The 23,518-nt window shown below is 64.8% G+C and carries 24 protein-coding genes; 9 read left to right on the top strand and 15 right to left on the bottom strand.

Annotation, left to right across the window (positions count from 1 at the left end):
* The first annotated feature begins 62 nt into the window (after window positions 1–62).
* Complete coding sequence (locus tag E5X34_RS09935; protein WP_292563546.1) at window positions 63–800, top strand: polysaccharide deacetylase family protein; 738 nt, start codon at window positions 63–65, stop codon at window positions 798–800.
* A 4-nt stretch (window positions 801–804) separates the two neighbouring features.
* On the opposite strand, the gene E5X34_RS09930 is transcribed toward E5X34_RS09935, so the two are convergent.
* Window positions 805–1,323, bottom strand: a complete 519-nt coding sequence (locus tag E5X34_RS09930; protein ID WP_292563543.1) for a MarR family winged helix-turn-helix transcriptional regulator — start codon at window positions 1,321–1,323, stop codon at window positions 805–807.
* A 142-nt stretch (window positions 1,324–1,465) separates the two neighbouring features.
* Between E5X34_RS09930 and E5X34_RS09925 the strand changes: the two genes are divergently transcribed.
* Window positions 1,466–1,873 (top strand): hypothetical protein, encoded by a 408-nt coding sequence (locus tag E5X34_RS09925; protein WP_292563540.1) that lies wholly within the window; start codon window positions 1,466–1,468, stop codon window positions 1,871–1,873.
* Window positions 1,874–1,987: 114 nt separating this feature from the next.
* On the opposite strand, the gene E5X34_RS09920 is transcribed toward E5X34_RS09925, so the two are convergent.
* The 8 genes from E5X34_RS09920 to E5X34_RS09885 all read right to left on the bottom strand — a co-directional run bounded on the left by E5X34_RS09920 (window position 1,988) and on the right by E5X34_RS09885 (window position 11,180).
* The gene (locus E5X34_RS09920; protein ID WP_292563537.1) at window positions 1,988–2,770 is read right to left on the bottom strand and encodes an ABC transporter ATP-binding protein; all 783 of its coding nucleotides are present in this window, start codon (window positions 2,768–2,770) and stop codon (window positions 1,988–1,990) included.
* 13 nt (window positions 2,771–2,783) lie between these two features.
* The gene (locus tag E5X34_RS09915) at window positions 2,784–3,578 is read right to left on the bottom strand and encodes an ABC transporter permease (RefSeq protein WP_292563731.1); all 795 of its coding nucleotides are present in this window, start codon (window positions 3,576–3,578) and stop codon (window positions 2,784–2,786) included.
* A 92-nt stretch (window positions 3,579–3,670) separates the two neighbouring features.
* Entirely contained in the window at window positions 3,671–4,672 is a 1,002-nt protein-coding gene (locus E5X34_RS09910; protein ID WP_292563729.1) for an ABC transporter substrate-binding protein, read from the bottom strand.
* 275 nt (window positions 4,673–4,947) lie between these two features.
* The gene (hutC, locus tag E5X34_RS09905) at window positions 4,948–5,679 is read right to left on the bottom strand and encodes a histidine utilization repressor (protein ID WP_292563535.1); all 732 of its coding nucleotides are present in this window, start codon (window positions 5,677–5,679) and stop codon (window positions 4,948–4,950) included.
* 30 nt (window positions 5,680–5,709) lie between these two features.
* Complete coding sequence (locus tag E5X34_RS09900; protein WP_292563532.1) at window positions 5,710–6,732, bottom strand: alcohol dehydrogenase catalytic domain-containing protein; 1,023 nt, start codon at window positions 6,730–6,732, stop codon at window positions 5,710–5,712.
* Between the two features lie 12 nt (window positions 6,733–6,744).
* Entirely contained in the window at window positions 6,745–8,067 is a 1,323-nt protein-coding gene (hisD, locus tag E5X34_RS09895; protein WP_292563529.1) for a histidinol dehydrogenase, read from the bottom strand.
* Between the two features lie 99 nt (window positions 8,068–8,166).
* A complete protein-coding gene (locus E5X34_RS09890; RefSeq protein WP_292563526.1) occupies window positions 8,167–8,940 on the bottom strand; it encodes a glucose 1-dehydrogenase in 774 nt (257 codons plus the stop codon).
* Between the two features lie 194 nt (window positions 8,941–9,134).
* A complete protein-coding gene (locus E5X34_RS09885) occupies window positions 9,135–11,180 on the bottom strand; it encodes an NADH:flavin oxidoreductase (protein WP_292563523.1) in 2,046 nt (681 codons plus the stop codon).
* A 204-nt stretch (window positions 11,181–11,384) separates the two neighbouring features.
* Here E5X34_RS09885 and queF point away from each other — a divergent pair, with 204 nt between their 5' ends.
* Window positions 11,385–11,846: a preQ(1) synthase gene (gene queF, locus E5X34_RS09880; protein ID WP_126083116.1), complete on the top strand. Its 462-nt coding sequence runs from the start codon at window positions 11,385–11,387 to the stop codon at window positions 11,844–11,846.
* Window positions 11,847–12,064: 218 nt separating this feature from the next.
* On the opposite strand, the gene E5X34_RS09875 is transcribed toward queF, so the two are convergent.
* The 4 genes from E5X34_RS09875 to E5X34_RS09860 form a co-directional block, all read right to left on the bottom strand.
* On the bottom strand, window positions 12,065–12,661 hold the full coding sequence (locus tag E5X34_RS09875) for a hypothetical protein (protein ID WP_292563520.1): 597 nt from the start codon (window positions 12,659–12,661) through the stop codon (window positions 12,065–12,067).
* A gap of 4 nt (window positions 12,662–12,665) precedes the next feature.
* Complete coding sequence (locus E5X34_RS09870) at window positions 12,666–13,139, bottom strand: DUF3828 domain-containing protein (RefSeq protein ID WP_292563518.1); 474 nt, start codon at window positions 13,137–13,139, stop codon at window positions 12,666–12,668.
* 110 nt (window positions 13,140–13,249) lie between these two features.
* Entirely contained in the window at window positions 13,250–14,899 is a 1,650-nt protein-coding gene (locus tag E5X34_RS09865) for an ABC transporter substrate-binding protein (protein ID WP_292563516.1), read from the bottom strand.
* 121 nt (window positions 14,900–15,020) lie between these two features.
* Window positions 15,021–16,571 carry a trimethylamine methyltransferase family protein gene (locus tag E5X34_RS09860; RefSeq protein WP_292563513.1) on the bottom strand — a complete coding sequence of 517 codons (1,551 nt, stop codon included), beginning with the start codon at window positions 16,569–16,571 and terminating at the stop codon, window positions 15,021–15,023.
* A gap of 90 nt (window positions 16,572–16,661) precedes the next feature.
* On the opposite strand from E5X34_RS09860, the gene E5X34_RS09855 reads away from it, so the two are divergent.
* Window positions 16,662–17,564, top strand: coding sequence for a LysR substrate-binding domain-containing protein (locus tag E5X34_RS09855; protein ID WP_127250636.1), 903 nt, complete (start codon window positions 16,662–16,664; stop codon window positions 17,562–17,564).
* A 45-nt stretch (window positions 17,565–17,609) separates the two neighbouring features.
* Complete coding sequence (gene mutL, locus E5X34_RS09850) at window positions 17,610–19,499, top strand: DNA mismatch repair endonuclease MutL (RefSeq protein WP_292563510.1); 1,890 nt, start codon at window positions 17,610–17,612, stop codon at window positions 19,497–19,499.
* A gap of 190 nt (window positions 19,500–19,689) precedes the next feature.
* Here mutL and E5X34_RS09845 read toward each other — a convergent pair whose 3' ends face one another.
* Window positions 19,690–20,583, bottom strand: a complete 894-nt coding sequence (locus E5X34_RS09845) for a DMT family transporter (RefSeq protein ID WP_292563508.1) — start codon at window positions 20,581–20,583, stop codon at window positions 19,690–19,692.
* Between the two features lie 90 nt (window positions 20,584–20,673).
* Here E5X34_RS09845 and E5X34_RS09840 point away from each other — a divergent pair, with 90 nt between their 5' ends.
* On the top strand, window positions 20,674–21,600 hold the full coding sequence (locus E5X34_RS09840) for a LysR substrate-binding domain-containing protein (RefSeq protein WP_292563505.1): 927 nt from the start codon (window positions 20,674–20,676) through the stop codon (window positions 21,598–21,600).
* Here E5X34_RS09840 and E5X34_RS09835 read toward each other — a convergent pair.
* A complete protein-coding gene (locus E5X34_RS09835; protein ID WP_292563503.1) occupies window positions 21,597–22,199 on the bottom strand; it encodes a hypothetical protein in 603 nt (200 codons plus the stop codon). The two genes, E5X34_RS09840 and E5X34_RS09835, sit on opposite strands and share 4 nt — an antisense overlap.
* A gap of 115 nt (window positions 22,200–22,314) precedes the next feature.
* Between E5X34_RS09835 and E5X34_RS09830 the strand changes: the two genes are divergently transcribed.
* The 3 genes from E5X34_RS09830 to E5X34_RS09820 are packed head-to-tail and all read left to right on the top strand — an operon-like array spanning window position 22,315 to window position 23,447.
* Entirely contained in the window at window positions 22,315–22,548 is a 234-nt protein-coding gene (locus E5X34_RS09830) for a DUF2093 domain-containing protein (protein WP_292563500.1), read from the top strand.
* Window positions 22,549–22,603: 55 nt separating this feature from the next.
* Window positions 22,604–23,215 carry a glycosyltransferase family 92 protein gene (locus tag E5X34_RS09825; RefSeq protein WP_292563497.1) on the top strand — a complete coding sequence of 204 codons (612 nt, stop codon included), beginning with the start codon at window positions 22,604–22,606 and terminating at the stop codon, window positions 23,213–23,215.
* A 4-nt stretch (window positions 23,216–23,219) separates the two neighbouring features.
* A complete protein-coding gene (locus E5X34_RS09820; RefSeq protein WP_292563494.1) occupies window positions 23,220–23,447 on the top strand; it encodes a hypothetical protein in 228 nt (75 codons plus the stop codon).
* The last annotated feature ends 71 nt before the right edge of the window (window positions 23,448–23,518 follow it).

Raw genomic sequence — 23,518 nt, 5'->3', positions numbered from 1 at the left:
CGACAAGCTTGATACAACCGGGCGTTATGGCGGCCTATCGTGACCGCAACCGGGTTTTGCGAATGCCGCTTCGTTATATCCTGCCGTTCCTGCTGCTTGTCGCATCGCCCGCCTCGGCCGCCGATCGCATCATTTACCTCACTTTCGATGACGGTCCGCTGAACGGTACAGCCAACATCCTCGACGTGCTGCAGGCCGAGCAGGTGCCCGCAACTTTGTTCATGGTCGGCATGCATGCCGAGGCCGACGCTACCAACCGGGCGTTGTTGCAGCGGGCGAAATCGATGCCGCTTGTGACGATCGGCAACCACAGCTACAGCCATGCCTATAATCACTACCGGCATTTCTACGGCGACACCGAAGGCGTGGTCGCCGACATGCTGAAGGCCAATGTTGTGCTCGGGCTGAAGCCGGCCGTGCATGCGCGGCTGCCCGGACGCGACGTGTTCCGGCTGCCCAATTACTCGAAGGACGACAATTCGCTCGGACCGGCCGAGGCCGGCCGCGAGGATCCGGACTACGAATTCGTCGCGGCATCGGGCTTCTGGCTTTACGGCTGGGATCACGAGTGGGTGCATGAGGACAGCGGCAAGCCGGTTCAGAGCGTCGACCATCTTGTCAGCGAGATCGACCATCTGTTCGGTTACGGCCATTTCGCCAGGCCGAACAAGCTGATCCTGCTTATGCATGACGAGATGTTCCAGGACGCTTTCGACGGCAAGACGAAGCTGACGGCTCTGATCGCGGCGCTCAGGCTGCGTCACTACGCCTTCGGGGCGATAGTGGGTTATGATCGCTAGAAGATCATGACTTGATTGCGCGAGCCGGCCTGCCAGGGCGAGGCGGGATGTCGTTTTCGTCACCGGGGAAAGACGCCAGCAAACGTCCGAAGCTCGACGCTTCGACGTTCGCCCGCAGCGCTGCGAGCACCTCGGCGAATTCGGCCAGCCTGTCATCGGGAATGCCGGCCCGCAGCCGCTTGTCGAAGTCGACGGCAGCGAGACGCAATTTCTCGAACAGCGCTTCTCCGGCTTCAGTCAGCGCCACCTGATGGACCCGGCGGTTTTCTGGATCGCGGCGGCGCGTCAGCAACCCCTGCGCCTCCATGGCGTTGAGGTGATGCGTCAGCGTCGCGCCCTGGATGCCGATCATGCCGGCAAGCTCGCGCTGGTTGGCCAGTTCCTTCGACTTGACCGACAGCAAGGTCAGCCAGACCGGCAGCGTGCCGCCGGCCTCGACCAGCGCGGCATCGAAGGCCTGCGCCACCACTTTCGAGGTGCGGGCGAGGTTCATGCCGATGGGCGGGCGATCAAATGGTGTCATGACGTGACAGTAGAGCATGCAATGAGAACGTGAAACTCGGCTTTATGAATTGACATCTAATCGTTAGATATCTAACTTTGTCTTATTGATGGCGTCGCGACATGGCAGCGACGTGCGGCGGGAGGCAGAGAGGAATGCGGTCATGCAATATATCTACATCGTCGTCATCGGCCTGCACGTCATGGCCGGCGTATTCTGGGCCGGCACGACCATTGCGGTCGCACGCGATCCGGAGATCAAGGCGGAGCGCTTCATCCGGCCGCAGCTCGGCGCCTCCAGCGTGGTGTTCCTGACCGGCATACTGCTCTGGTATTTCTTCCACGAGGGCGCGTTCGGCCCGATGGAGAAGGCGCTGGCGCTGGGCATCTTGACGGCACTGATCGCCGCCGGCGTGCAGGGCGCGCTCGTCGCCTCCGCCAGCCGGCAACTGGCCGGCGCCGATCAAGCGACGCAGACGCAGCTGCGGGCGAAGATGACCAGGGGCGAACGCATCGCCGGCGGGCTGCTGGTCATCACGGTGTTTTGCATGGCCACCGCAAAGCTTTTCTGAAATCGCACGGCCGGCGAAACCGACCGGGCGCGGCGCGCAACGGACCCAAGCGGCAGGTGGCTCTCCTTGCAAAGGTCCGTTGCGCACCACAAGCGGGCGGACTGGGCGACACGCCTAAGCCATTTCGGGGCGCCTGGATGCCTCGCGAATGGCTTTGTGGACATTGCGCTGCAGGTCCATGAAAGCGGCGCTTTCCATGACCTCCTCACGGCGCGGCCGCTCGATGTCGACGTCGAAAGTCCGCATGATGCGCCCTGGGCCGATGCCCATCACAACGATGCGGTCCGACAGATAGACGGCCTCTTCTACGTCGTGGGTGACGAAGAGCACGGTCAGCCTGTGCTCCTCCCATATCTGGGTGAGCAGCTCCTGCATCTGATGCCTGGTCAGAGCGTCGAGGGCGCCGAAGGGCTCATCCATCAAGAGCATCTTGGGGCGGTAGGAAAGAGCGCGCGCAATGGCGACGCGCTGCTTCATGCCGCCCGACAGCTCGGATGGATAGAGATTGGCCGAGCGCGGGAGCTTGACCAGGTCGAGATGTTCAAGCGCGATCCTGCGGCAGGTGGCGCGGTCATGGCCGGCGGCCTTGAGAGCGAACTCGATGTTCTGCTGCGCCGTCAGCCAGGGCAGCAGCGTATAGGACTGGAAGACGACGCCGCGATCGAGACCCGGCTTCAGGATCGGCGATCCGTCAATGTCGAGCTCGCCCGAGTCGAAATCCTGCAGTCCGGCGACGATCGACAGCAGCGTGCTCTTGCCGCAGCCCGACGTGCCGACCAGCGACACGAACTCGTTGTCGGCGAGGTCGAGATTGATGTCGCGCAGCACTTCGGTGCGCCGCGCTGCGGTGCCGAAGCTCTTGTGAAGACCCTTGATCCGCAGTTTTGGGGAATTCATCGACCGGACCTCGTCATGAACGGCTGTCCTGACGGAACAGCACCTTGCCCAGCGCCTTCATGACCTGGTCGGTGATCAGGCCAAGAATGCCGAGCAGAAGGATGTAGCCGATGATGGTGTTGGTCTGGAAATAGCGCTGCGAGACGGTGATGCGATAGCCGAGGCCGGACGTCGCCGCGACGAGCTCGGCCAGCACCAGCCAGGTCCAGGCCCAGCCCAGGCTGATGCGCAGCGTATCCCAGATGCCCGGCAAGGCGCTGGGCACCACGATGCGCGTCAGGATCTTGCGGTCCGGCAGGCCGAGCGTCCGGCCGAGACCGACGAAGTCGGCCGGCACGCGCTTGACGTTGTCCATGATCATCAGCACCTGCTGGAAGAAGGTGCCGATGAAGATGATCAGGAATTTCTGGACGTCGCTCGTGCCCGCCCACAGGATGGAGAGCGGCACGAAGGCAACGACCGGCATATAGCGGATGAAATCGACCAGCGGCTCGATGGCCGCTTCCCAGGTCCGGAAGCTGCCGATCAGCACGCCGATCGGAATGGCGAGCGCCGAGGCGATGAGGAAGCCGACCGAAATACGGTAGATCGAGGCCTCGAGATCGGTGAGCAGCGTGCCGTCGGCCCAGAGCTTGCCGAGTTGCGTCGCCACGCTGGCGGGCGACGGCAGGAAGATCGGCTTGACCAGGTCGAGCCCCGTCGCCGCCCACCAGGCGACGCCGAGGCCGGCAAAGACGGCCACGGCGATGATCAGAAAACGGGCGCGCGCGATGGGCGCACCGATCCCGGAGGATCGGCGGCGGCGCATCGCCTGGCCGGCGGCAGGTCCCGTCGCCGGGCCAGGCGGGCTCGCTCTGCCGGCAGGCTCGTCGGACATCTCGGCGGCCGCTACGAACCGGCCTACTGCGCGGCCTTGACGAAGGCCGGATCGATCATCTGCTCCGGCGTCACGTCGGCCTGAAGCAGCCCGGCATTCTTGGCGGCTGCCTCGACATCGGCGAAAGTCTTGGTGGAAAAATCGCCTGTCAGCGCGCTCTTGTTCTCGGCCAGCGAATAGTAGCGCACGCCGTCGAAGGCGGTGTTGAGGTCCTCGACGCTCGAGCCGACCGCCTTGGAGATGATGGTGCGGCCGCCGGGCGTGTCGGCATTGTAATCCTTGAGCGCGGCATCCCAGGCCTTGATCATGGCCAGCACCTGGCCGGGCCGCGACTTGATCACCTCGTCGCGCACCACCAGCACGTCGCTGATCAGGCCGGGATCCTCGCCGGCGGTAAAGAGAAGCTTGACGTCCTTGTTCTGCGCCCTGGCCGTGGTGAGATAGGGCTCATAGGTGACCGCGACCGGGACGCGGCCGGCGATCAGCGCGCTGCCGGCATCCGCGGCCGGCATCGGCACCGGCTGGACGTCGGCGATCGACATGCCGTTCTTGGCCAGCGCGTATTTCAGCAGGATGTCGCTGGTCGTGCCTTCCTCGAAGGCGACCTGCTTGCCCTTGAGATCGGCAACAGAGTTGACGTCCTTGCCGGCGATCATGGCGTCGGCGGTCATCGAGACGTCGAGCAGCAGCACGATCTTGACCGGCAGGCCGGCCGCGACCATGCCCATGGCGGTGTGGGTGGCGATGTTGGCCGCATCGAGCTGGCCGCTCGCCAGGGCGGCGTTGATGTCCTTGTCCTCGGTGAAGTTGACGACCTGGACGTCCGACAGACCGCTCGCCTTGAACAGGCCCTTGGCTTCGGCGACATGCCACTGGCCGTAGCCCAGCCATGGCTCAATGCCGATCTTGAACGATCCGGCCTCGGGCGTCGCGGGAATGGCCGTATCGGCGGCGTGGGCGAGTGGGGCGAAGCCGATGGTCGCCGCTACCACGAGCGCACGGAATTGTCCTGTGAGGTTACGCATCATCTTTGTTCCCCTTGATGATCCAGAGCGCTTTTTTGAACCAAACTTCCCGTCCGGTGAGAATGCGGCTTCTGCTTCTTGCGGCACTGTGCCTCGGCGTCTTACCTGCCACGTCGACGGGAGTGAAACGATATTCAACGTCGGCGACGATGGATGTCAAGGCTAAAATACATACATGCATATACAAGCTGGAGAGGCTGGTTTTCGTGCTCTTGGGAGCATTTGGGCGGGCCGATCCCTGCCCCCTCCCGAGCGGTGCCGGAGGCATGAACAATTCACGTCTTGCGCGACGGAGAATAGCGGCTGCCCAGCGAGTAGCGGCTGCCGACATAGGTGAGTTTGCTGATGGTGGCGACGACCGCGCCGGTCCATGTCCGGCGATGCAGGAGAAGGCAGCAACTGCCGACGTCGATGGCGAGGCGCCGCGCCGTCTCGGCATCGGCCGGGACCGCCGAAATGATGTGTTCGACCTCGGTCACCGGCGTCTTCTGCATCAGGTAATCATAGGTCGCCGTCTTTGAGAAATCCTGCTTGTCGTAGTCGGGTATCAGGCTCGGATTGACGAAGCGCTCTTCCAGTTGCACGGGTAGGTCGTTCTCGAAATTGACGACCACCGAATGATAGATCGCCGCGCGCTTGGCGAATTCGAAGGACAGCGAGAGCTCCTTGGTCGGCGTGATCCTTTCGAGGACGAGAACCTCGGAGCGATGCCTGTTGCCGCGCGCGACGATCTCGGCCGCGATGTTGTTGATCTCGATCAGCGTCGATTGTGGCTTTGGCGGCGCGATGAATGTCCCCACGCCCTGCAGCCGAATCAGAAAGCCGGCCGAGGTCAATTCCCGCAAGGCGCGGTGGACGGTCATGCGCGACACACCGAGCGCGGCCACGAATTCATTCTCGGACGGCAGCTTGCTGTCCTTGGCCCACTTGCCGGTTCCGATGTTGGTCAGGATGTAGTCCTTGACCTTCTCGTAGAGGGGGCTGGCCGTATCGGGCAAAGCACTCATTTCAAAGTCCTTTCCGGCGAACATCGGAAATCAGGTCCCGGCAGGCTGCCGCAGCCGGATGATGGTTTTCAAGCCGTCGCCCTGTCCCACCAAAAGACGCTCATAAGCGGCGCGAATGTCGTCCAGGCCGATCTCGCGATCGATCAGGCTGATCAGCGGTCCGGACAGCTCGGCCAGCATCCCGATGGCGTCGGGCAGCTCATCGGCAAAGGCATGGCAGCCCAGCAGACCGATCTCGCGTTCGACCAGCATGTTGGGATCTATGTCGAGGCGGCCGTGGAAAATGCCGACCAGCGCCACGGTGGCGCCGGAACCCAGAACACCCAGCAGCTGGTTGAGCGCGGCGATGCTGCCGGTCGCCTCGACGGCGGCAAGCAGAGGCGCATCGGCGGTCGCGGCGGCAATGGCCTCGCGGTCGAGATGGACGATGGTGGCGCCGGTCACCCGGGCGACGCGCTCGCAGCGGGCCTGGTTGCGGTCGGCGATCAGCACCCTGCCCGGGAACGTCCGCGACAGGAGCAGCGCCGCCAGGCCGCCGATGGTGCCGCAGCCCACGACAAGCACCGAACCCGCGGTCTTCGGCAGGCGCCGCACAGCATGCAGCGCGACGGCGAGCGGCTCGGCCATGGCCGCCACTCTTTCATCCAGCGCGGCGTCTATGACATGCAGCAGGCGCGCCGGCAGCACCGTCTCCTCGGCAAAACCGCCGTCGCATACTTCGCCGACGAAGCCCAGCGAGGCGCACAGATGCCGCCTGCCCGCAAGGCATTGCGCGCATTCTCCGCACCAGAAACGTGAATCGGCGACCACCCGGTCGCCCACGGCGACGGTGCCGACGCCCTCGTCGACCGCAACCACCGTGCCGGTCAGTTCATGGCCGGCGGTCGACGGCGCGTGGCTTATCCATTGTCCGGTGCGGAAATTGTGGAGATCGGAACCGCAGATGCCGGCGGCGTCGACATTGAGCTTCACCCAGCCCGCCTCGGGAGCCCCCGGCGCGGCGATGTCCTCGACGCGCAGGTCGCCGGGTCCATAGAGTCTGGCGGCCTTCATCGCGCCGGCCCGTCAGGCGCCGATATAGCGGTCGCGGATTTCCGAGACCGCGTTCTCGTGCGAGCTGAAGCCTTCGTAGCGGGCAAGCCTGCGGGCATGGCCGGCAAGCTCCGGATAGGCGGCCGAGGTCACATAGCCGACCGACGAACGTTTCAGGAAATCCGTCACTGAAAGCGGCCCGTAAGTGCGCGCCCAGCGGCTGGTCGGCAGCACCGCATTCGGCCCGAGGACGAAATTGGCTAATGTCACCGGCGTGTGCGGACCCATGAGGATCTCGGCCGCCTCGGTGATGTGGCCGAGATGCGCGAACGGCTCCCTGGACAGGATTTCGAGGTGCTCGGGCGCATAGTCGTTGATGAAGCGGTAGCTGTCCTCCAGTGACGCGGTCAGCACGATGCCGCCGCGCTTGCCTGTCAGCACCGCGCGCGAGAACTCGACCCGCTGCTCGGTCATACGGGACCAATGGTCGGGAAGTGCTGCCAGGGCCGCGTCGGCGACCTTGCGGCTGTGCGTCACGAGATAGGCGGAAGAGTCCGGTCCGTGCTCGGCCTCGATCAGAAGGTCGAGCGCGGCGAGGCCGCCGTCGACGCTGTCGTCGGCCAAGATGATCGCTTCCGACGGGCCGGCCGGAAGGCCGGTGTCGATGATCGAGGACAACAGGCTCTTGGCCGCCACAACCCAAGGGCTGCCCGGGCCGACGATCTTGAGCGCGGGCTTCACCGTCTCGGTGCCGTAGGCGACGGCCGCGACCGCATGCGCGCCGCCGCATTTGTAGACGGTCTCGACCCCGGCGAGCCGAGCGGCGACCAGGGTCGCGGCATCGACGGAACCGTCCGCGGTCGGCGGCGTCACGATGGCGATCTGCGGCACGCCGGCGATGACGGCCGGAACCGAGGTCATCATGGTCACCGACGGGAAGGCGCCCTTGCCGCGCGGAACGTAGAGCGCGACCGAGCCGATCGGCGTGTAACGGTCGCCGGCATAGGCGCCGGGGCGGACTTCCTTGAGCCACATCGTCTCGGGACGCTGCTCCTCATGGAAATGCCTGATGTTTGCGATGCCGAAGCGGATGCTGTCGATGACATCCTTGTCGACCTTGCCGAAGGCCGCGTCGAACTCAGCCTCCGAGACCTTCAGATTGCCCGCGGCCACATCGGCCTTGTCCAGATCCCTGACGAAGCGGAGCAGGGCCGCGTCGCCTTCGGTCCTGACCGCCTCGAGGATCGGACGGACCTTCTCGACGAAGACCGAGAGGTCGGCCTCGGCGCGCTTCAGCAGGCTCGCCCGCTGTTCGGCGCTGGCGGATGAGAGGTCGTGGAAGCTGATCTCGGACATGGCTGCTCCTCAGAAACGCGTGAAAAGTATATACATGTATGTATAATGCTCGCCAGTATTTTTCTGCATCCTCCGGGCGGACCGGCCACGGCAAACCGATCAGATCGAGGCAAGAAAGCCACCGTCCACCGGAAAGCACTGCCCGGTGATGTAGGCCGAGGCGTCCGAGGCCAGGAAGACCGCAATGCCGTGCAGATCCGAAAGGTCGCCGAAGCGGTGCTGCGGTATCTTGGCGAGCATCGATTGCTGCCACCCCTCGTCGGCGTAGAACACCTCGGTCATCGCCGTCCTGAAATAGCCGGGCGCAATGGCGTTGACCCTGATCCCGAGACCCGCCCATTCCGCCGACAGCGCCCGCGTCATGCCGAGCAGGCCCGACTTCGACGAACCGTAGGGCACGGCCGTGGGTATGCCGACCTCGGAGGTCAGCGAGCACATATTGATGATGGCGCCCGGGCGCCCGGCATCGCGCATGTGGCGGGCGGCGGCCTGGGCGCAGAAGAAGGCGCCCTTGAGATTGGTGTCGACGATCCGGTCCCAGAGCGCTTCATCGACATCGAGCGAAGGCCTGACCTCCTCCATGCCGGCATTGTTGACCAGGATGTCGAGACCGCCAAGCAGGCTGGCTGCCTCGGCGGTCGCGGCGCGGCAGCGAGCGACGTCGGTGACATTCAGGGCAATGGCATGCGCGACCCCGCCGGCGGCCCGGATCGCCGCCGTCGTCTCCTGCAGCGAAGCAAGGCTGCGCGCCGTGACGGCGACAGCGGCGCCGGCAGCGCTCAGCGCCTCGGCAATGCCGCGCCCAATGCCGCGGCTGGCGCCGGTGACGAGCGCCTTCCTGCCCGACAGGTCGAAGAGGGAAGCATTGCGCATGTCGATCCTCCTTGGCCTCGCCGGCCTGCCCTCGCCCGCTAGACTAACCGATTTGGTTATACATACAAGCATATACAATGACTTTGGCAGCCGCTGTGAACAGCCAACTGCGGGGAGCGCGCTACCCGCGACCGATGCCGCAAGCCCGTATGGCGCTTTTCCTGCCGCCGCGATTTCGCGCCGCGGCCTGTCAGTCAGATCCTGATGCCGAACCGGATGCCGTCATAGATGGCGGCGTGGATGTTGCGCGAGGCGACCGCGTCGCCGATACGGAACAGCACGAAGCCGCCGTCGGCATTGCGCGATGGGAAGATGTCGCCGCCGTTCACCAGCCGCTCATAATCGACCGCGCCGCCATTCTTCGACAGCGGTTTGAGCGCAAGGTAGAGGTCGTCGAGTGGCGCTGTGCCATGCTCGACCACCACCTGGTCGACGCGCCGTTCGCCGCGCCAGCCGTCGGCAAAATCCGAAGCCAGCTCGGCGATGAGCTGGTTGCCCTCGCGCCGCACCGAACGCAGGCGGGTGTTGATGGTGACGGTGACGCCTTTCTCGTGGAAGGCGCGCATATAGGGCACGTGGTTCATGCCGCCCATTTCCGGCGCGAAGAAGCGTTCCGGCGAGACCAGCTCCAGCTTCGAACCGCTGTTGGCAATGAGTTCGGCCGCGCCCATGCCCTGATGGCCGCCATTGTCATCGTAAAGCAGGACATTCTCGGCCGGTTTGACGCTGCCGGCCATGATATCCCAGCTCGAGGTGACGAGATTGTCGCCTTCCGTCAGCGGCGGGTTCTGCGGCATGCCGCCGGTCGCCACGATCACCACGTCCGGCGCCAGCGCCAGCACATCGTCCTTCTCCGCCCAGGTGTCGTAGCGGATCTCGACACCGAGGCGGTCGAGCTCGGCCAGCCGCCAGTCGATGATGCCGATCAGCTCCTTGCGGCGCGGATTCTGGGTCGCCAGCCTCACCTGCCCGCCGGCCTGGCTTGAGGCTTCGAGCACCGTCACCTGATGGCCGCGTTCGGCCGCGACGCGGGCGGCTTCCAGGCCACCGGCGCCCGCGCCCACCACCACGACTTTCTTCTTCGGTCCTTCGCTCTTGGCGATGATGTGCGGAATGGTCGCCTCGCGGCCGGTCGCGGCGTTGTGGACGCAAAGCGCCTCGCCGCCTTCGTAAATGCGGTCGAGGCAATAGGTTGCGCCAACGCAAGGCCGGATCTCGTGCTCGCGACCCTCCATCACCTTCTTGACGATATGCGGATCGGCGATATGGGCACGCGTCATGCCGACCATGTCGAGCTTGCCGGTGGCGATGGCGTGGCGCGCCGTGGCGACGTCGGAGATGCGCGCGGCGTGAAAGGTCGGGAACTTGGTCGCCGCCCTCACCTCGCCGGCGAAGTCGAGATGCGGCGAGGACCGCATGCCGGTCACCGGGATGACCTTGGTCAGCGACGCGTCCGTCTCGATCGTGCCGCGGATGATGTTGAGGAAGTCCACCTTGCCGGAATTGGCGAGCCGCTTGGCAATCTCGACACCGACTTCCTTTGAGATGCCGTTGTCGAGATCTTCGTCGGCAACCATGCGAATACCGACGACGAATTTCTCGCCCACGGCGGCGCGGACCGCGTCGAGCACCATGTCGGTGAAGCGCAACCTATTGTCGAGCGAGCCGCCGAACTCGTCGTCGCGATAATTGGTCAAAGGCGACCAGAAGCCATCCATCAGATGCCCATAGGACTCGAACTCGATGCCGTCGAGGCCGGCCGCCTGGCAGCGCTGCGCGGCCGAAGCATAGTCGGCGACGATGCGCTCGATGTCCCACTCCTCGATGGTCTTGGGAAAGGCGCGATGCGCCGGCTCGCGCACCGGCGAAGCCGACAGCACCGGCAGCCAGTCGGCCTTGTTCCAGCCGGTGCGGCGGCCGAGATGGGTGATCTGGATCATCACCTTGCAGTCATGCTCATGGCAGGCATCGGCAAGCTCGGTGAGCCAGGGCACGATGCGGTCGTCATAGACATGCAGATTGCCGAAGGCGGCCGGGCTATCGCGCGAGACGATCGCCGAGCCCGCCGTCATGGTCAGCGCCATGCCGCCCCTGGCCTTCTCGGCATGGTAGAGCCGGTAGCGCTCCTTCGGCATGCCGTCCTCGGAATAGGCCGGCTCATGGCTGGTCGACATCACCCGGTTCTTCAGCGTCAGGTGCTTGAGCTGGTAGGGTTGGAGAAGCGGGTCGTTGCTGGTCATCGTCTTCCTGTCGTTTCACATTGCACGGGAGCGTCGCGCCGCTCCCGCTTCCATTTCTCGCATCGGATTCGTCCGAAAACCGCTGCGCACTTTTCGGTCCGATGCTATTGAGCGGCCCAAACCCGCCGCGTCCGAAAGGTTGCGGCGCAATTTCCGCTTGTTTTGCCTGCCGCCCGGACCTTGGACGGCAGCGAGGAGCCGCCCATGACAGACGCCAAGAACCTCACCCAGCTCGGCAAGCACGTCGAGACGCCACAGAGCCCCGAACAGGCGGTCCTGGAGACCGTGCCGTTCCAGCGCGGCGACGGTCCGCCGGCGATCGTGCGCTTCACCTGCCCCGAATTCACCTCGCTGTGCCCCGTCACCGGCCAGCCCGATTTCGCCCACATCGTCATCGACTACGCACCCGACCGGACGCTGGTGGAATCGAAGTCGCTGAAGCTGTTCATGACTTCGTTCCGCAACCACGGCGCCTTCCATGAGGAATGCACGGTGATGATCGGCCGCCGCATCGTCGAGGCCACGAAGCCGCTCTGGCTGCGCGTCGGAGGCTACTGGTTCCCGCGCGGCGGCATCCCGATCGATGTCTTCTGGCAGACCGGCGCGCCGCCCAAGGACGCATGGCTGCCCGACACCGGCGTTGCGCCCTATCGCGGCAGAGGTTGAAATTTGTTGCGAAACGCTGGCGGGACAGCGCCCCCCTCTGTCCTGCCGGACATCTCCCCCACAAGGGGGGAGATTGGCAGCCTCGGCGTCCCGCTTATCTTGCAACGTTGGAGATTCGCGAAAGCCGGCGTGACCTCTGATTTCCCCCCAAGTGGGGGAGATGGCCGGCAGGCCAGAGGGGGGCGCGAAGGATCGCCGACGCAGAGCTTTGGTCACTTTCACTCGCACTGATACTGACTCAGCGCCCATTCGCCGGTCACCGACAGAAGATCGGAGACTTTCCAGGCGCCGCCGACCTTCTTCAGCTTCCATTCCAGGCGGTGCTGGTGGCCTTCGACGACGAAGGCGACGACTACCTTGGCCTGGTCGCCATTGATGGCCTGAATGGTGCGCAGGCTCTTGTCGATGGCGAGCTTGTCATAGTCGGCATTGTCGAGCGCCATGTTGGGGTCGAGACACTCGCCCTGCCCCGAAGCGCGCAGCGCGTCGCTCTTGTCGAGCACGGTTTTCGCCGGATCGGTGAAGTTCCTGCGCTGGGCCGGATCCAGTTCCAGTCCGGGATGCTCGTAGAAGGGCTTCACCACCGCGGTCGGCGACCCGGGCAAAACGGGGGCGACCGGCGCCGGTTCGGCCGGCTTGCTGTCCGGCGCAGCGGCCGCAGGCGGCGACGTATCGATCGCAGGCGGCGAGGCATTGTCGCCGGATGAGGCTTTCGGCGGCGGCGCGCCGAACAGCCCCTGCGCAGAGGCGCCGCCGCTCAGCCCCGCGGCCAGCATCGACAAGCTCGACAGCGCGAGGACGAGACGGCGAGGCACGGCGTCACTCCGTCGAGGCGCCGCATCCCAGCGCGCTGAGCTTCCAGTCGCTGGTCTTGGAACTGATGTCGGCGATCTTCCACTTGCCGTCCACTTTCTTCAGCGACCACACCATTTCGCGTTTGGAGTCATCGCCTTCCGGGAAAAGATTGAAGTTTGCCGTCACCTCGGCGGTGTCGCCATTGACGGCCTCGGTGAGCTTCAGCGTCTTCGATAGGGTCTTCTGGTCGAAGTCCTGCGCGTCGAGGCCTGGATCGAAGTCGAGGCAGGACACCTCGTCGGGCTTCTCCTTCTGCGCCTTGTCGTTGGCCTCGAACAGCTTGGTGACCGGCTCGGTGAAACGGTCGCGGTATTTGGCGTCTCCCTCGAACTTCACTTCAGGCACGTAGAAGAACTTCACGGCGCTGGAGGCCGGCCCGGCGAGCACGGCGCCGGGCAAGGCAATCGAGAAGACAGCGGCAAGCACTATCGGCTTCATGCAGGATCTCCGGGGTTCGGCGCGTGGCGGCACGCTTGCCACCACGCATCCTGCATATCGCCTTTTTTGCGGCTCACGAAGTCTTTGCGGCTCATGAAGCCCGGGCGCGCTCAGGCATCCAGCCAGACGTTCTGGAAGTCCATCTCATAGGTCTGATGCATCGAATAGTTCTTCACCTTCTTGTTCATGTGACAGTAGAGCTTCTGCCAGAAGGGCTGGATGATGACGCCGGAGTCCTGCAGAATCGCCTCGACGTCCTTCATCACCTCCTTGCGCTTGGCGACGTCGATCTGCGACAGCGCCTCCTTGAGCTTGGCGTCGAACTCCGGATTGGAGTAGGCCGTCTCGTTCCAGGCCTCGCCGGTGCGGTAACCCAGCGCCAGCACCTGAACGCCCAGCGGGCGCATGTACCAGATGGTCATGGAATAGGGATATTTCGTCCAGTCGTTCCAGAAGGTCGAGCCGGGCAGCACGGTGCGCTTCACCTTGATGCCGGCATCGCGCAGCTGGCCGGCGATGGCGTCGCCGGTGTTCTTCTGCCATTCGTCCTCGACGGTGATCAGCTCGTGCTCGAAGTCGGCCTGGCCGGCTTCCGCCATCAGCTTCTTGGCGCCAGCGGCGTCGCGTTCCTTCTTGGGCAGCGGGTAGTATTCCGGATGGATCGGCGCGACGTGGTGGTTCTCACCGACCGTGCCGCGGCCATTATAGCCGAGCTGCATGACCTGATTGTTGTCGACCGCCATCTGCAGCGCGTTGCGCACCCGCTTGTCGTCATAGGGCTTGTGGGTGACGTTGGTGCGGGCAACCAGCGTGGTCGCGGTCGCGACCTCCGACTTCACCAGGCCCATCTTGTCCAGCGGGTCGATGTAGTCGGCCGGCGTTTCGAAATCGAGGTCGACCTCGCCGGAATCGAAGGCATTGAGCGTGGCATTGAAGTCGGTGCCGTAGTCGATGAACTCGACGCCATCGAGCGGCGCCTCGCCACCCCACCATTTGCCGTTCTCGCGGCGCTTGACGACCGCCTTCTGGCCGACATCGTAGGAGACCAGCTCGAACGCTCCGGTGCCGATCGGCTTCTTGATCGGATCGGCGCCGTCCTTGTCGAAGTCGCGATGCACGACCAGCGCCGGATAGTCGGTGAGGCCAGGAATGATTGCGATGTCGGCTTCGACGAGCTTCAGCTTGACCGTGTGGTCGTCGACCTTCGTGATCGCGCCATCCTTGGCCTTGCCGGTCTTGGTGTCGATCAGCGCGCCGACACGGGCGGCCATGGAGTTGCCGGAAGCCGCCTTGTCGCACCAGCGGTTCAGATTGGCGACCACGTCGTCGGCGTTGAAGGCATCGCCATTGTTCCAGGTAACGCCCTTGCGCAGATGCAGCGTGTATTCGGTGGCGTCGTCATTGACGTCCCAGCTTTCGAGCAGCACCGGCTCGAAGGTGAACTGGTGGGTGTAGCGCACCAGCGGCTCCAGCCAACAGCGGGTGACGTTCGCCATCTCCGTCCAGTCATAAGTGCGCGGATCCTTCTGCGCCTTGACCGACATGGCGACATGCAGCGTGCCGCCCTTCTTCGGCTCGTCGGCCAGCGCTTTGGTCGGCGCGGCAAGGCCGAGCATGCCATAGGCGAAAGCCGTCGATGCGCCGAAGGCGCTGGCCAGCGCCAGGAATTCGCGCCGATCGACGCGGCCCGCGCGCGCCTCCTCGGCCATCGCTTCGATAGCGGCCGGGACCCGGTCACCATTGCTTCTGAAAAGTGTCATTCTCGTTCTCCCATTGATTTCTTCGGATCTTCGCCCGGTTGGCTTAACTCTTTGTTGGAGCATGATCTTTTCCGAAAACCGGTTCCCACTTTTCGGGATCATGCTCCGACGCTGCCTTCCATCAACTAACGCTGTCGGGCAGCTTTTCCTCGCGCCGCGCGATCAAGTCCCTGAGACCTTCGGCAATGCCCTCGTCGAGCTTCGGCTCCTGGTAGTCGGCCAGCATGGCGCGCGCCTTTTCGCGGCCGCGCGTGTCGTGGTCCTTGGCGCCTTCGGCGCTCCATTGCTCGAAAGAATTGAAGTCCATGATGTTGGGCATGAAGAAGGCGCTCTCGAAATGCTCGAGCGTATGCTGCGTGCCGAGGAAATGCCCTTGCGGGCCGACCTCGCGGATGGCCGCCATCGCGTCCTTGAAATCGTCGAAGGACACACCGCCGGCATATTTGTACCAGCCGACGAGCTGCTCGCAGTCGGTGGCGAATTTCGAATAGCCGCAGGTCAGGCCCGCTTCCAGCCAGCCGGCGGAATGCCAGATGTAGTTGGCGCCCGAAAGGATCGCGGCATGCATCAGCATGTTCGCCTCGTAACCCGCCTGGGCGTCGTTAAGCTTCGAGCCGACATGGAAGCCGGAGGTGCGCCAGGGCAGCTTGTACTTCCTGGCCAGCGCTCCCATCAGATACATCATCTGGGCAGCCTCCGGGGTGCCGCCCATCGGCGCGCCGGTCTTCATGTCGACGGTCACCATGAACTGACCGTAGAGTTGCGGCGAGCCGGGCCGGATGAGCTGGGTCAGCGCCACGCCGGCAAGCGCCTCCGCGTTGACCTGCGCCACCGCGCCGACGGCGGAGGCCGAGGTCGAAGCGCCGCACAGCGCGAAGGGCGCCAGGATCAGCGGCTGGTTGTGGCTCGCATAAACCCGCATGGCGTCGATCATGGTGGCATCCCACACCAGCGGCGAATTGCAGTTGGTGATCGAAACCAGCACCGGGTTGTCGCGCACGAACTCCTCGCCGAAGACGATGCCAGCCATCGCCATCGTGTCCTCGGCGCGCTCCTTGGACGTGACGATGCCCATGAAGGGCTTGTCGGAATGTTTCAGCGCCGAATGAATGATGTGAAGGTGCCGCTTCGGCACCGCGATTTCCATCGGCTCGCAGATGACCGAGCTCGAGGAATGCAGCGCCGGCGCCATGTAGGCCATCTTGTGGAAATTGTTGAGGTCGGCCAGCGTGCCGTAGCGGCGCTTGTTGTCGAGGTCGCGGACATAGGGCGCGCCATACATCGGCACGAAGATCGAGTTCTTGCCGCCGACGCGCACCGTACGCTCCGGGTTGCGCGCGTGCAGTGTGAACTCTGGCGGAACCTTCGAGACCAGCTCCATCAACAGCGCGCGGTCGATGCGGACACGCGTTTGCCTGACATCGGCGCCGGCCGCCTTCCAGAGCTCGATCGCGCCGTCGTCGCGGAATTCGCAGCCCACCTCCTCGAGAATCTTCAGCGATTCCTCATGGATCAGCTCCACCGCCTCGTCGGGCACGATCTCGTAGGCGGGGATCTTGCGCACAAGGGTCGGAAAGGACGCAATCGGCGCGCTTCTCAGCGCCTTGCGGCCGAGCCGGCCGCCGCCGCGGCGGTGGGTCTGTTCGGTCAATTCAACGGCCGGTGCGTTCATGGAGGCTCCTTCTTCCCGCCCGACCAAGTTAGCGAGAGGAAATATGGATGTGATGCTGGAAAATCCTGATCTCTTGTATAAGCTGCACTTATGCGAAACCTACGCCAGCTCCTGCCCTCCGCCGGCAGCCTCATCGTCTTCGAGGCCGCGGGCCGGCTGTCGAGCTTCACCGCCGCCGGGCGCGAGCTTGGCATGACGCAGGCGGCCGTCTCCTACGCGGTGCGCGGGCTGGAGGAGCAACTTGGCGCCAAGCTCTTCCAGCGGCGCCACCGCCAGGTGCTGCTGACGGAAGCCGGCGAACGTTTCCATGCCGATGTCTCGCTGGGCCTCTCGCATATCCGCAAATCCGCGGAGGACCTTCGCCTGCAGGCGACCGGCGGTCATGTGACCTTGGCCGCCTCGACCGCCTTCGGCTCCTTCTGGATGATGCCGCGCCTGCAGCAGTTCCGCGACGAATTGCCAGGCGTCGACCTGCGCATCCAGACCGCCGATCGCGACCTCGACATCATCGCCGAAGGCATTCCGCTCGGCGTGCGCGGCGGGGTGCCGCGCGACTGGCCGGACTATCACTCGCTGTCGCTGTCCGACGAAGAAATCTTCCCGGTCGCCGGCCCCAGCTATCTCGCCAGGTTCGGCAAGCCGAGGACGGTGGAGGAACTGGCCACGCACCGGCTGATCCATCTGGAAGAACCCTATCGCGAGGCGCCGACCTGGGACGAGTGGTTCGCATCCGCCGGAACCAGCCTGCGCAATGCCGAGCGCGGCTTGCGCATCAACGATTATGCGCTGGTGATCCAGGCGGTGATGGAAGGGCAAGGCATCTCGCTCGGATGGCGCCATCTGGTCGAGCGGTTGGTTGCCTCAGGGCTGCTGGTGCCGGTGACCGACCATGTGATGCGCACGGGCATCGGCTTCCATGTTATCTGGCCGAAGAACCGCGACCTCAGCGACAATGCGCGCAAGGTCAGAGACTGGCTGGTGGCGCAGGCGTGAATTGACCCCTCCCCCGCGCCGTTCGAATCCGCCTATAATCGCCGCATGCCCATCCGCCAGCTTTCCGAAACGATGATCAACCAGATCGCCGCCGGCGAGGTCATCGAGCGTCCGGCGAGCGTGGTGAAGGAGCTGGTCGAGAATGCGCTCGACGCCGGCGCGTCGCGCGTGGAGATCGTCACCGCCGGCGGCGGGCTGAACCTGATCCGCGTCACCGATGACGGCTCGGGTATCCCCGAACAGGAACTCGCGCTGGCCATTGCCCGCCACTGCACCTCGAAGCTTTCCAACGACATCCACGACATCCGTTCGCTGGGTTTCCGCGGCGAGGCGCTGCCCTCGATCGGTTCGGTGGCGCGACTGTCGATCCGCTCGCGCACGGCGTCCGGCGACAGCGCGGCCGAGATCGGCATCGACGGCGGGCGCGTCTTACCGGTGAAGCCGGCGGCGGCGAACCGCGGCACCACGGTCGAGGTGCGCGACCTCTTCTTCGCCACGCCGGCACGCCTGAAATTCATGAAGGGCGAGCGCGCCGAGAGCTCGGCCACCAGCGACGTGGTGAAGCGGATCGCCATCGCCTTTCCGGCCGTCCGCTTCACGCTGGCCGGCTCGGACCGAACCACCTTGGAGTTGCCGGCGACGGACGACACGCCGGAAGGCCGGCTGGCGCGTGTCGCGCAGGTGATGGGCAAGGATTTTCCGGACAATGCGATTGCCATCGATGCCATGCGCGACGGCGTGCATCTGGCCGGCCATGTCTCGATCCCGTCCTACACGCGCGCCAATGCGCTGCAGCAATATGCCTATGTCAACGGACGGCCGGTGCGCGACAAGCTGATCGCCGGCGCGATCCGCGGCGCCTTCGCCGACGTTCTGCCGCGCGACCGGCATGCAGTAACGGTGCTTTTCCTGTCGCTCGATCCCTCGACGGTCGACGTCAATGTGCATCCGGCCAAGGCCGATGTGCGGTTCCGCGATCCGGGACTGGTGCGCGGGCTGATCGTCGGCGCCATCCGCGAGGCGCTGACCGGCGCCGGCATCCGCGCCGCGACGACAGGCGCCGTCGGCATGATGGCGGCTTTCAGGCCTGGCGTGGCGCCCTATTCGCATCCCGGCCCGACCGGCGGCCATCGCAGCTACGAGGCCGCATATCACGCCTCCGGTCCCGGAGGCTTTGACTCGTTGCGCTCACCGCAGCGGCCGCTCGACATGGGCTATGGCGAGATGGGCTATGGCGGGGCGAGGCACCAACGCAATGGCTTTGCCGAGAACGACCAGGCGGCCTTCGACACCGGCCCGCTCGCCAGCGCCGACGCCCGCGCCGGCATGGCCGAGCCGGCCGAGGCACTGCTCGGCATGGTGCTGGGCGCGGCGCGCGCGCAGGTGCATGAGAACTACATCGTAGCCCAGACCAGGGATTCGCTCGTCATTGTCGACCAGCATGCCGCGCATGAGCGGCTGGTCTATGAGGCGTTGAAGAACGCGTTGCATTCGCGCGCGGTGCCGTCGCAGATGCTGCTTTTGCCCGAGATCGTCGACCTGCCGGAAGAAGACGCCGAGCGGCTGGCGATGCACTCCGAGACGCTGGCCAAATTCGGCCTCGGCCTGGAGCGCTTCGGCCCCGGCGCGGTGGCGGTGCGCGAGACGCCGTCGATGCTCGGCGAAACCAATGTGCAGCAGCTGGTGCGCGACCTTGCCGACGAGATCGCCGACAACGACACCGTCGAGACGTTGAAGGAGCGGCTGGACAAGATCGCCGCGACCATGGCCTGCCATGGTTCCGTCCGCTCGGGCCGGCTGCTCAAGGCCGAGGAGATGAACGCGCTGCTGCGCCAGATGGAGGCTACGCCCGGCTCCGGCACCTGCAACCATGGTCGCCCGACCTATATCGAGCTCAAGCTCGCCGATATCGAAAGGCTGTTCGGACGGCGGTGAGAAACCGCATAGGGCGCAGACCCCCGCCCGGACCTTCGCCCCGACCTCCCCACAAGGGGAGGTAGGGCGCCGCGCCTTTACCCTCCCCCATGTGGGGAGGGTCGCTGCGAAGCAGCGGGGTGGGGGGCAAGAAAAGAGCCGCTCGAAGCGGCTCTTTTCTTGAATCAGGAAACGACTTCAACCCACTGGTCTACCGCTTCAAATTCACCACGATCACGCCACCCAGCGCCAGCGCTCCGCCGAGGATGCCGAGCAGGCTCGGCACTTCGCCCAGCCAGAAGAAGCCGATCAGCGCGGAGGTCGGCGAGACAAGGTAGAGGAAGTTCGAGGCGCGGGCGGCAGGCAGGCGCGACAGCGCGGTCGCCCAGGCGGCATAGGCGATCAACGAGGGCACGATGCCGAGATAGATGACGGCGCCAAGGCCGGCAGTGTCGGCGACCGCCGCCTGCGAAAACGCTTCCGGCAGGAATGGCGACAGGCAGAGCGCGCCGAGCACCATGTTGGAAGCGGATATCGTCAGCGGATGATGGCGGGCGAAGAGCGGCTTCTGCACGATGGTGTTGACGGCTGAGCAGAGCGCCGAGCCCAGCACCAGCAGCGCGCCGGTATTGAAATGCAGGCCGTGCCCGTCGGCCATCGCGATGATGCCGATGCCAGCGAAGGAGATCACCGTGCCCAGCCAGGCGATGCCCGAGAATCGCTCGCCGAGCAGCGCCATCGCCATGATCGCCGTGAAGATCGGGCTGACATTGATGATGAAGCCGGCCGCGCCCGCCGAGACGGTGAGCTCGCCGAAATTGAGCATGGCGGTGTAGAGCGCGACGAAGATGGCGCCGCCGAAGGCAAAGCGCCAAATCTCGTCGATCCTGGGCAGCGCCGGGCGCTTCACGGCCAGGAAGATGGCGGCCGGAACCGCCGCGATGGCAAAGCGCAGCGCTCCGAGCTCCAGCGGCTGGAAGGCGGTCAGGCCGGCGCGGATCGCCGGGAAAGCCGAGGCCCAGCCAAGCACCGTGAGCGCCACCGCGATGGCCGCGGTGCTATCCACGCGCTGTGTCTCATTCAACGTGCCGGTGTAAGCGCTCATTGCCGTAACCTCGTCTTTTTGTGCCATGGACCCAGAAAACGCCATTGCCGGCCAATTGACAAACGAGCAAATCGAGGGTCAGCTGTGAGCATGGATCACAGCTCGGACCAGATACTGCCGTTGGAAACCTTGCGCGCCTTCGATGCCGCTGCACGCACGGGGAGTTTTTCCGCCGCGGCCGAAAAACTCAACCTCACACATGGCGCGGTGAGTCGCCAGATCGCCAAGCTCGAGGACTGGCTCGGCTTGAAAGTCTTCGAGCGAAATGCGCGCGGCGTGACGCTGACCATCGAGGGCAATCGCCTGCATCTTCGCACCACGGAGGCCTTCGCGCTGATTTCGGTTAATTCCGACCGCTGGGTCGAGCCGCGCGGCACGGCCGTGGTGCGGCTGGCCTCGATCCCCTCGGTGAGCGGACTATGGCTGATGCCGCGCATGGCCGCATTGGAAAACCATCCGACCAGGCTGCGCATCGTGCTCGATGTCGACAACCGCCAGGCCGACCTTGCCGACGAGGGCATCGACCTGTCGGTGCGCTGCGGGCGCGGCCGCATCCCTGGCCGCGTCTCGGTGCAGCTTTTCGAGGAGCAGATTTTCCCCATCGCCTCGCCGGAGCTCGCCAAGGAGATCGGGCTGGGCGACCCTGCGCGGCTGCTGAAGTACCCGCTGATCAACGATTCCGATGCGTCCGGATGGCGCGCATGGCTCGCCGCGCAAGACATCGATTATCGCCCCCGTCCGCAGGACCGGCGTTTCGAGGATTACAATCTGGTGCTGGACGCCGCGGCGCATGGGCTGGGCATCGCGCTGGCGCGGCCGCCGCTGACCGCGGACCAGCTGCAATCGGGCCGTATCGTTGCCGTCGACGAGCGCGTCGCGCTCAATCCGGTGTCCTATTGGATGGACCGCCCAGTCGGCCGGCCGCGCGCCGCGGCGGCAGATCTTGCCCGGCGCATTGCCGAACAGGCGGGGCTTGCTCGGGAAAAGCTCGAAGCTTTCCTTCAGGACGATGTCTAGCGAAGCAGCAGAACCATGATTGTTGCCGTCACCGCCGAGACGATGGCCGTGACAATCGAGATCGTCCAAAGGGATATCGGCGCGGATTCCGATCGCGGCGCGTGACCAGCCGGGCGGATCGCGGCGCCGCGAGGCTGCGGCGCGTTGGCGTTGGCTGCTACCAGCACCGCGGTGGAAGCGACGGCCGGCGAAAATGTGGACAATGCCGGCGCAACCGCGGGCCTGGACACATTGTCTGCAACCGCTGCCTGCGGTGAGGCGAAGCCGCGCGGAGCCTGATCGGCATCCGTCGCCGCCCTGCCCGTCGAGGGTCTTGCCGGCGAGGCGTCGGTGACGGCATCGGGCTCCATTACGGCGCGGTAAGCATCCTCGACCTCTGAGGATGACAGGCGCGGCGATGCCTGGGCGGCAGGGCGCGGCTGCGCGCTTTGCAGCGACTGGGCCGCGATTTGCGCCGCCTGACCCGTCGAAGGCGCCGGCGGCTGGACCAGCGTCTTGATCAAAGCCGCCACCGCCGGATCAGCCTTGGGCGACGGCACCGGCTGCGGGGTGAGCGCCTCACCGATCAGCGCGTTCAAGCGGGTCGAGGTGATGTCCATGCCGGCTTCCGGAAACTATTTTGACGCTCAGCCATACCGGATGAGCATTGCGTCAAGCTTGACGTTGCTTGCGATTTGTGGCGATTGAAACCTAGATGAACGCAAGCGTCCTTTCATGATGAACCGTTTCGAAGGCCCGGGCGGCAGGGAAGCCCGGATCCGCTATCTCGACGGCGACTTCCAGGTCACCAGTCCGGGCTCGTTCGTGCGCTGCGCGGTGACGGGCGAGAACATTCCGCTCGACGAGCTCAAATATTGGAGCGTCGCCCGGCAGGAGCCCTATGTGAACGCGGCCGTCTCGCTTGCCCGCGAGATCGAGATGCACCCGGAACTGCGCAAACGGGTATAGGCCTGCGAGCCCACGACGCCGTGACGGTCACCTCGATTGCGCCTAGGCTACCGAATTGAAAAACTTCAAGAAGTCTCTCAAGACCTTTCTTCGCATGCCGCTTATCATGCGTGCGAGAATGCGCGATCGGGCGGTATCGAAAGCCCCACGGTTCAAGCTGGCGGCCTGCGCCATCTTCCGTGAAGAAGCGCCGTTTCTGGCCGAATGGATCAGGTTCCACCAGGGTGTGGGATTTGAGCATTTCTATCTCTACAACAACTTCTCGACCGACGACTTCAAAGCCGTATTGGACCCGTTCATCCAGCAAGGGCTGGTTACGCTGGTCGACTGGCCGCGGCCGGTGGGACAGCTGTCGGCTTATAGGGACTGCATCCGCAGGCGCTGGCGTGAAGCATTGTGGATCGGATTCTTCGACATCGATGAGTTTCTTTTCGCGCCCGACGGACGTGACGTGCCCTCGGTTCTCGGGGACTATCGCGACCTTCCAGGCGTTTGCGTCTGGCAGGCGTTCTATGGCTCTTCCGGCCATGTCGAGCGGCCGGAAAGTCCACTGGTCGAGGCCTTTACGATTGCGAGCCGGGCCGGACATCACGACGGTCAAGACTATCCTCAACCCTCGCATGGTCTACAGGCCTGGCGTCCATCAGTCGAAATTCCTGTCCGGTGAAGGGGTGGACTCTGATCGACGGACCATCGTGCCCGGCATGCCTCCCAAGCTCGATATATTGAGGATCAATCACTATTGGTCGCGATCGCTCGCCGACCTCGACCAGAAGATCCGGCGCGGCGACGCCTCGACTTCCACGCCGCGCGACAGGGATTGGCATTTCGACTTCGAAAGCAAGCTCAATGTCGAGCGCGACGAGACCATCCTCGAGGCGATGCAGCGTCAGCGCTGAGGCAACCTGCAGCTTGGCCTGTGGCGGCTTCACGGCCGGCGCCATTCGCCCGGGAGGCCAGGCCATGCAGG

It is taken from the genome of Mesorhizobium sp. (assembly GCF_004963255.1).
Taxonomy (GTDB): Bacteria; Pseudomonadota; Alphaproteobacteria; order Rhizobiales; family Rhizobiaceae; genus Mesorhizobium.
Note: the sequence above shows the minus strand (reverse complement) of the source record. Positions and strands in the feature narration are given on the sequence as shown.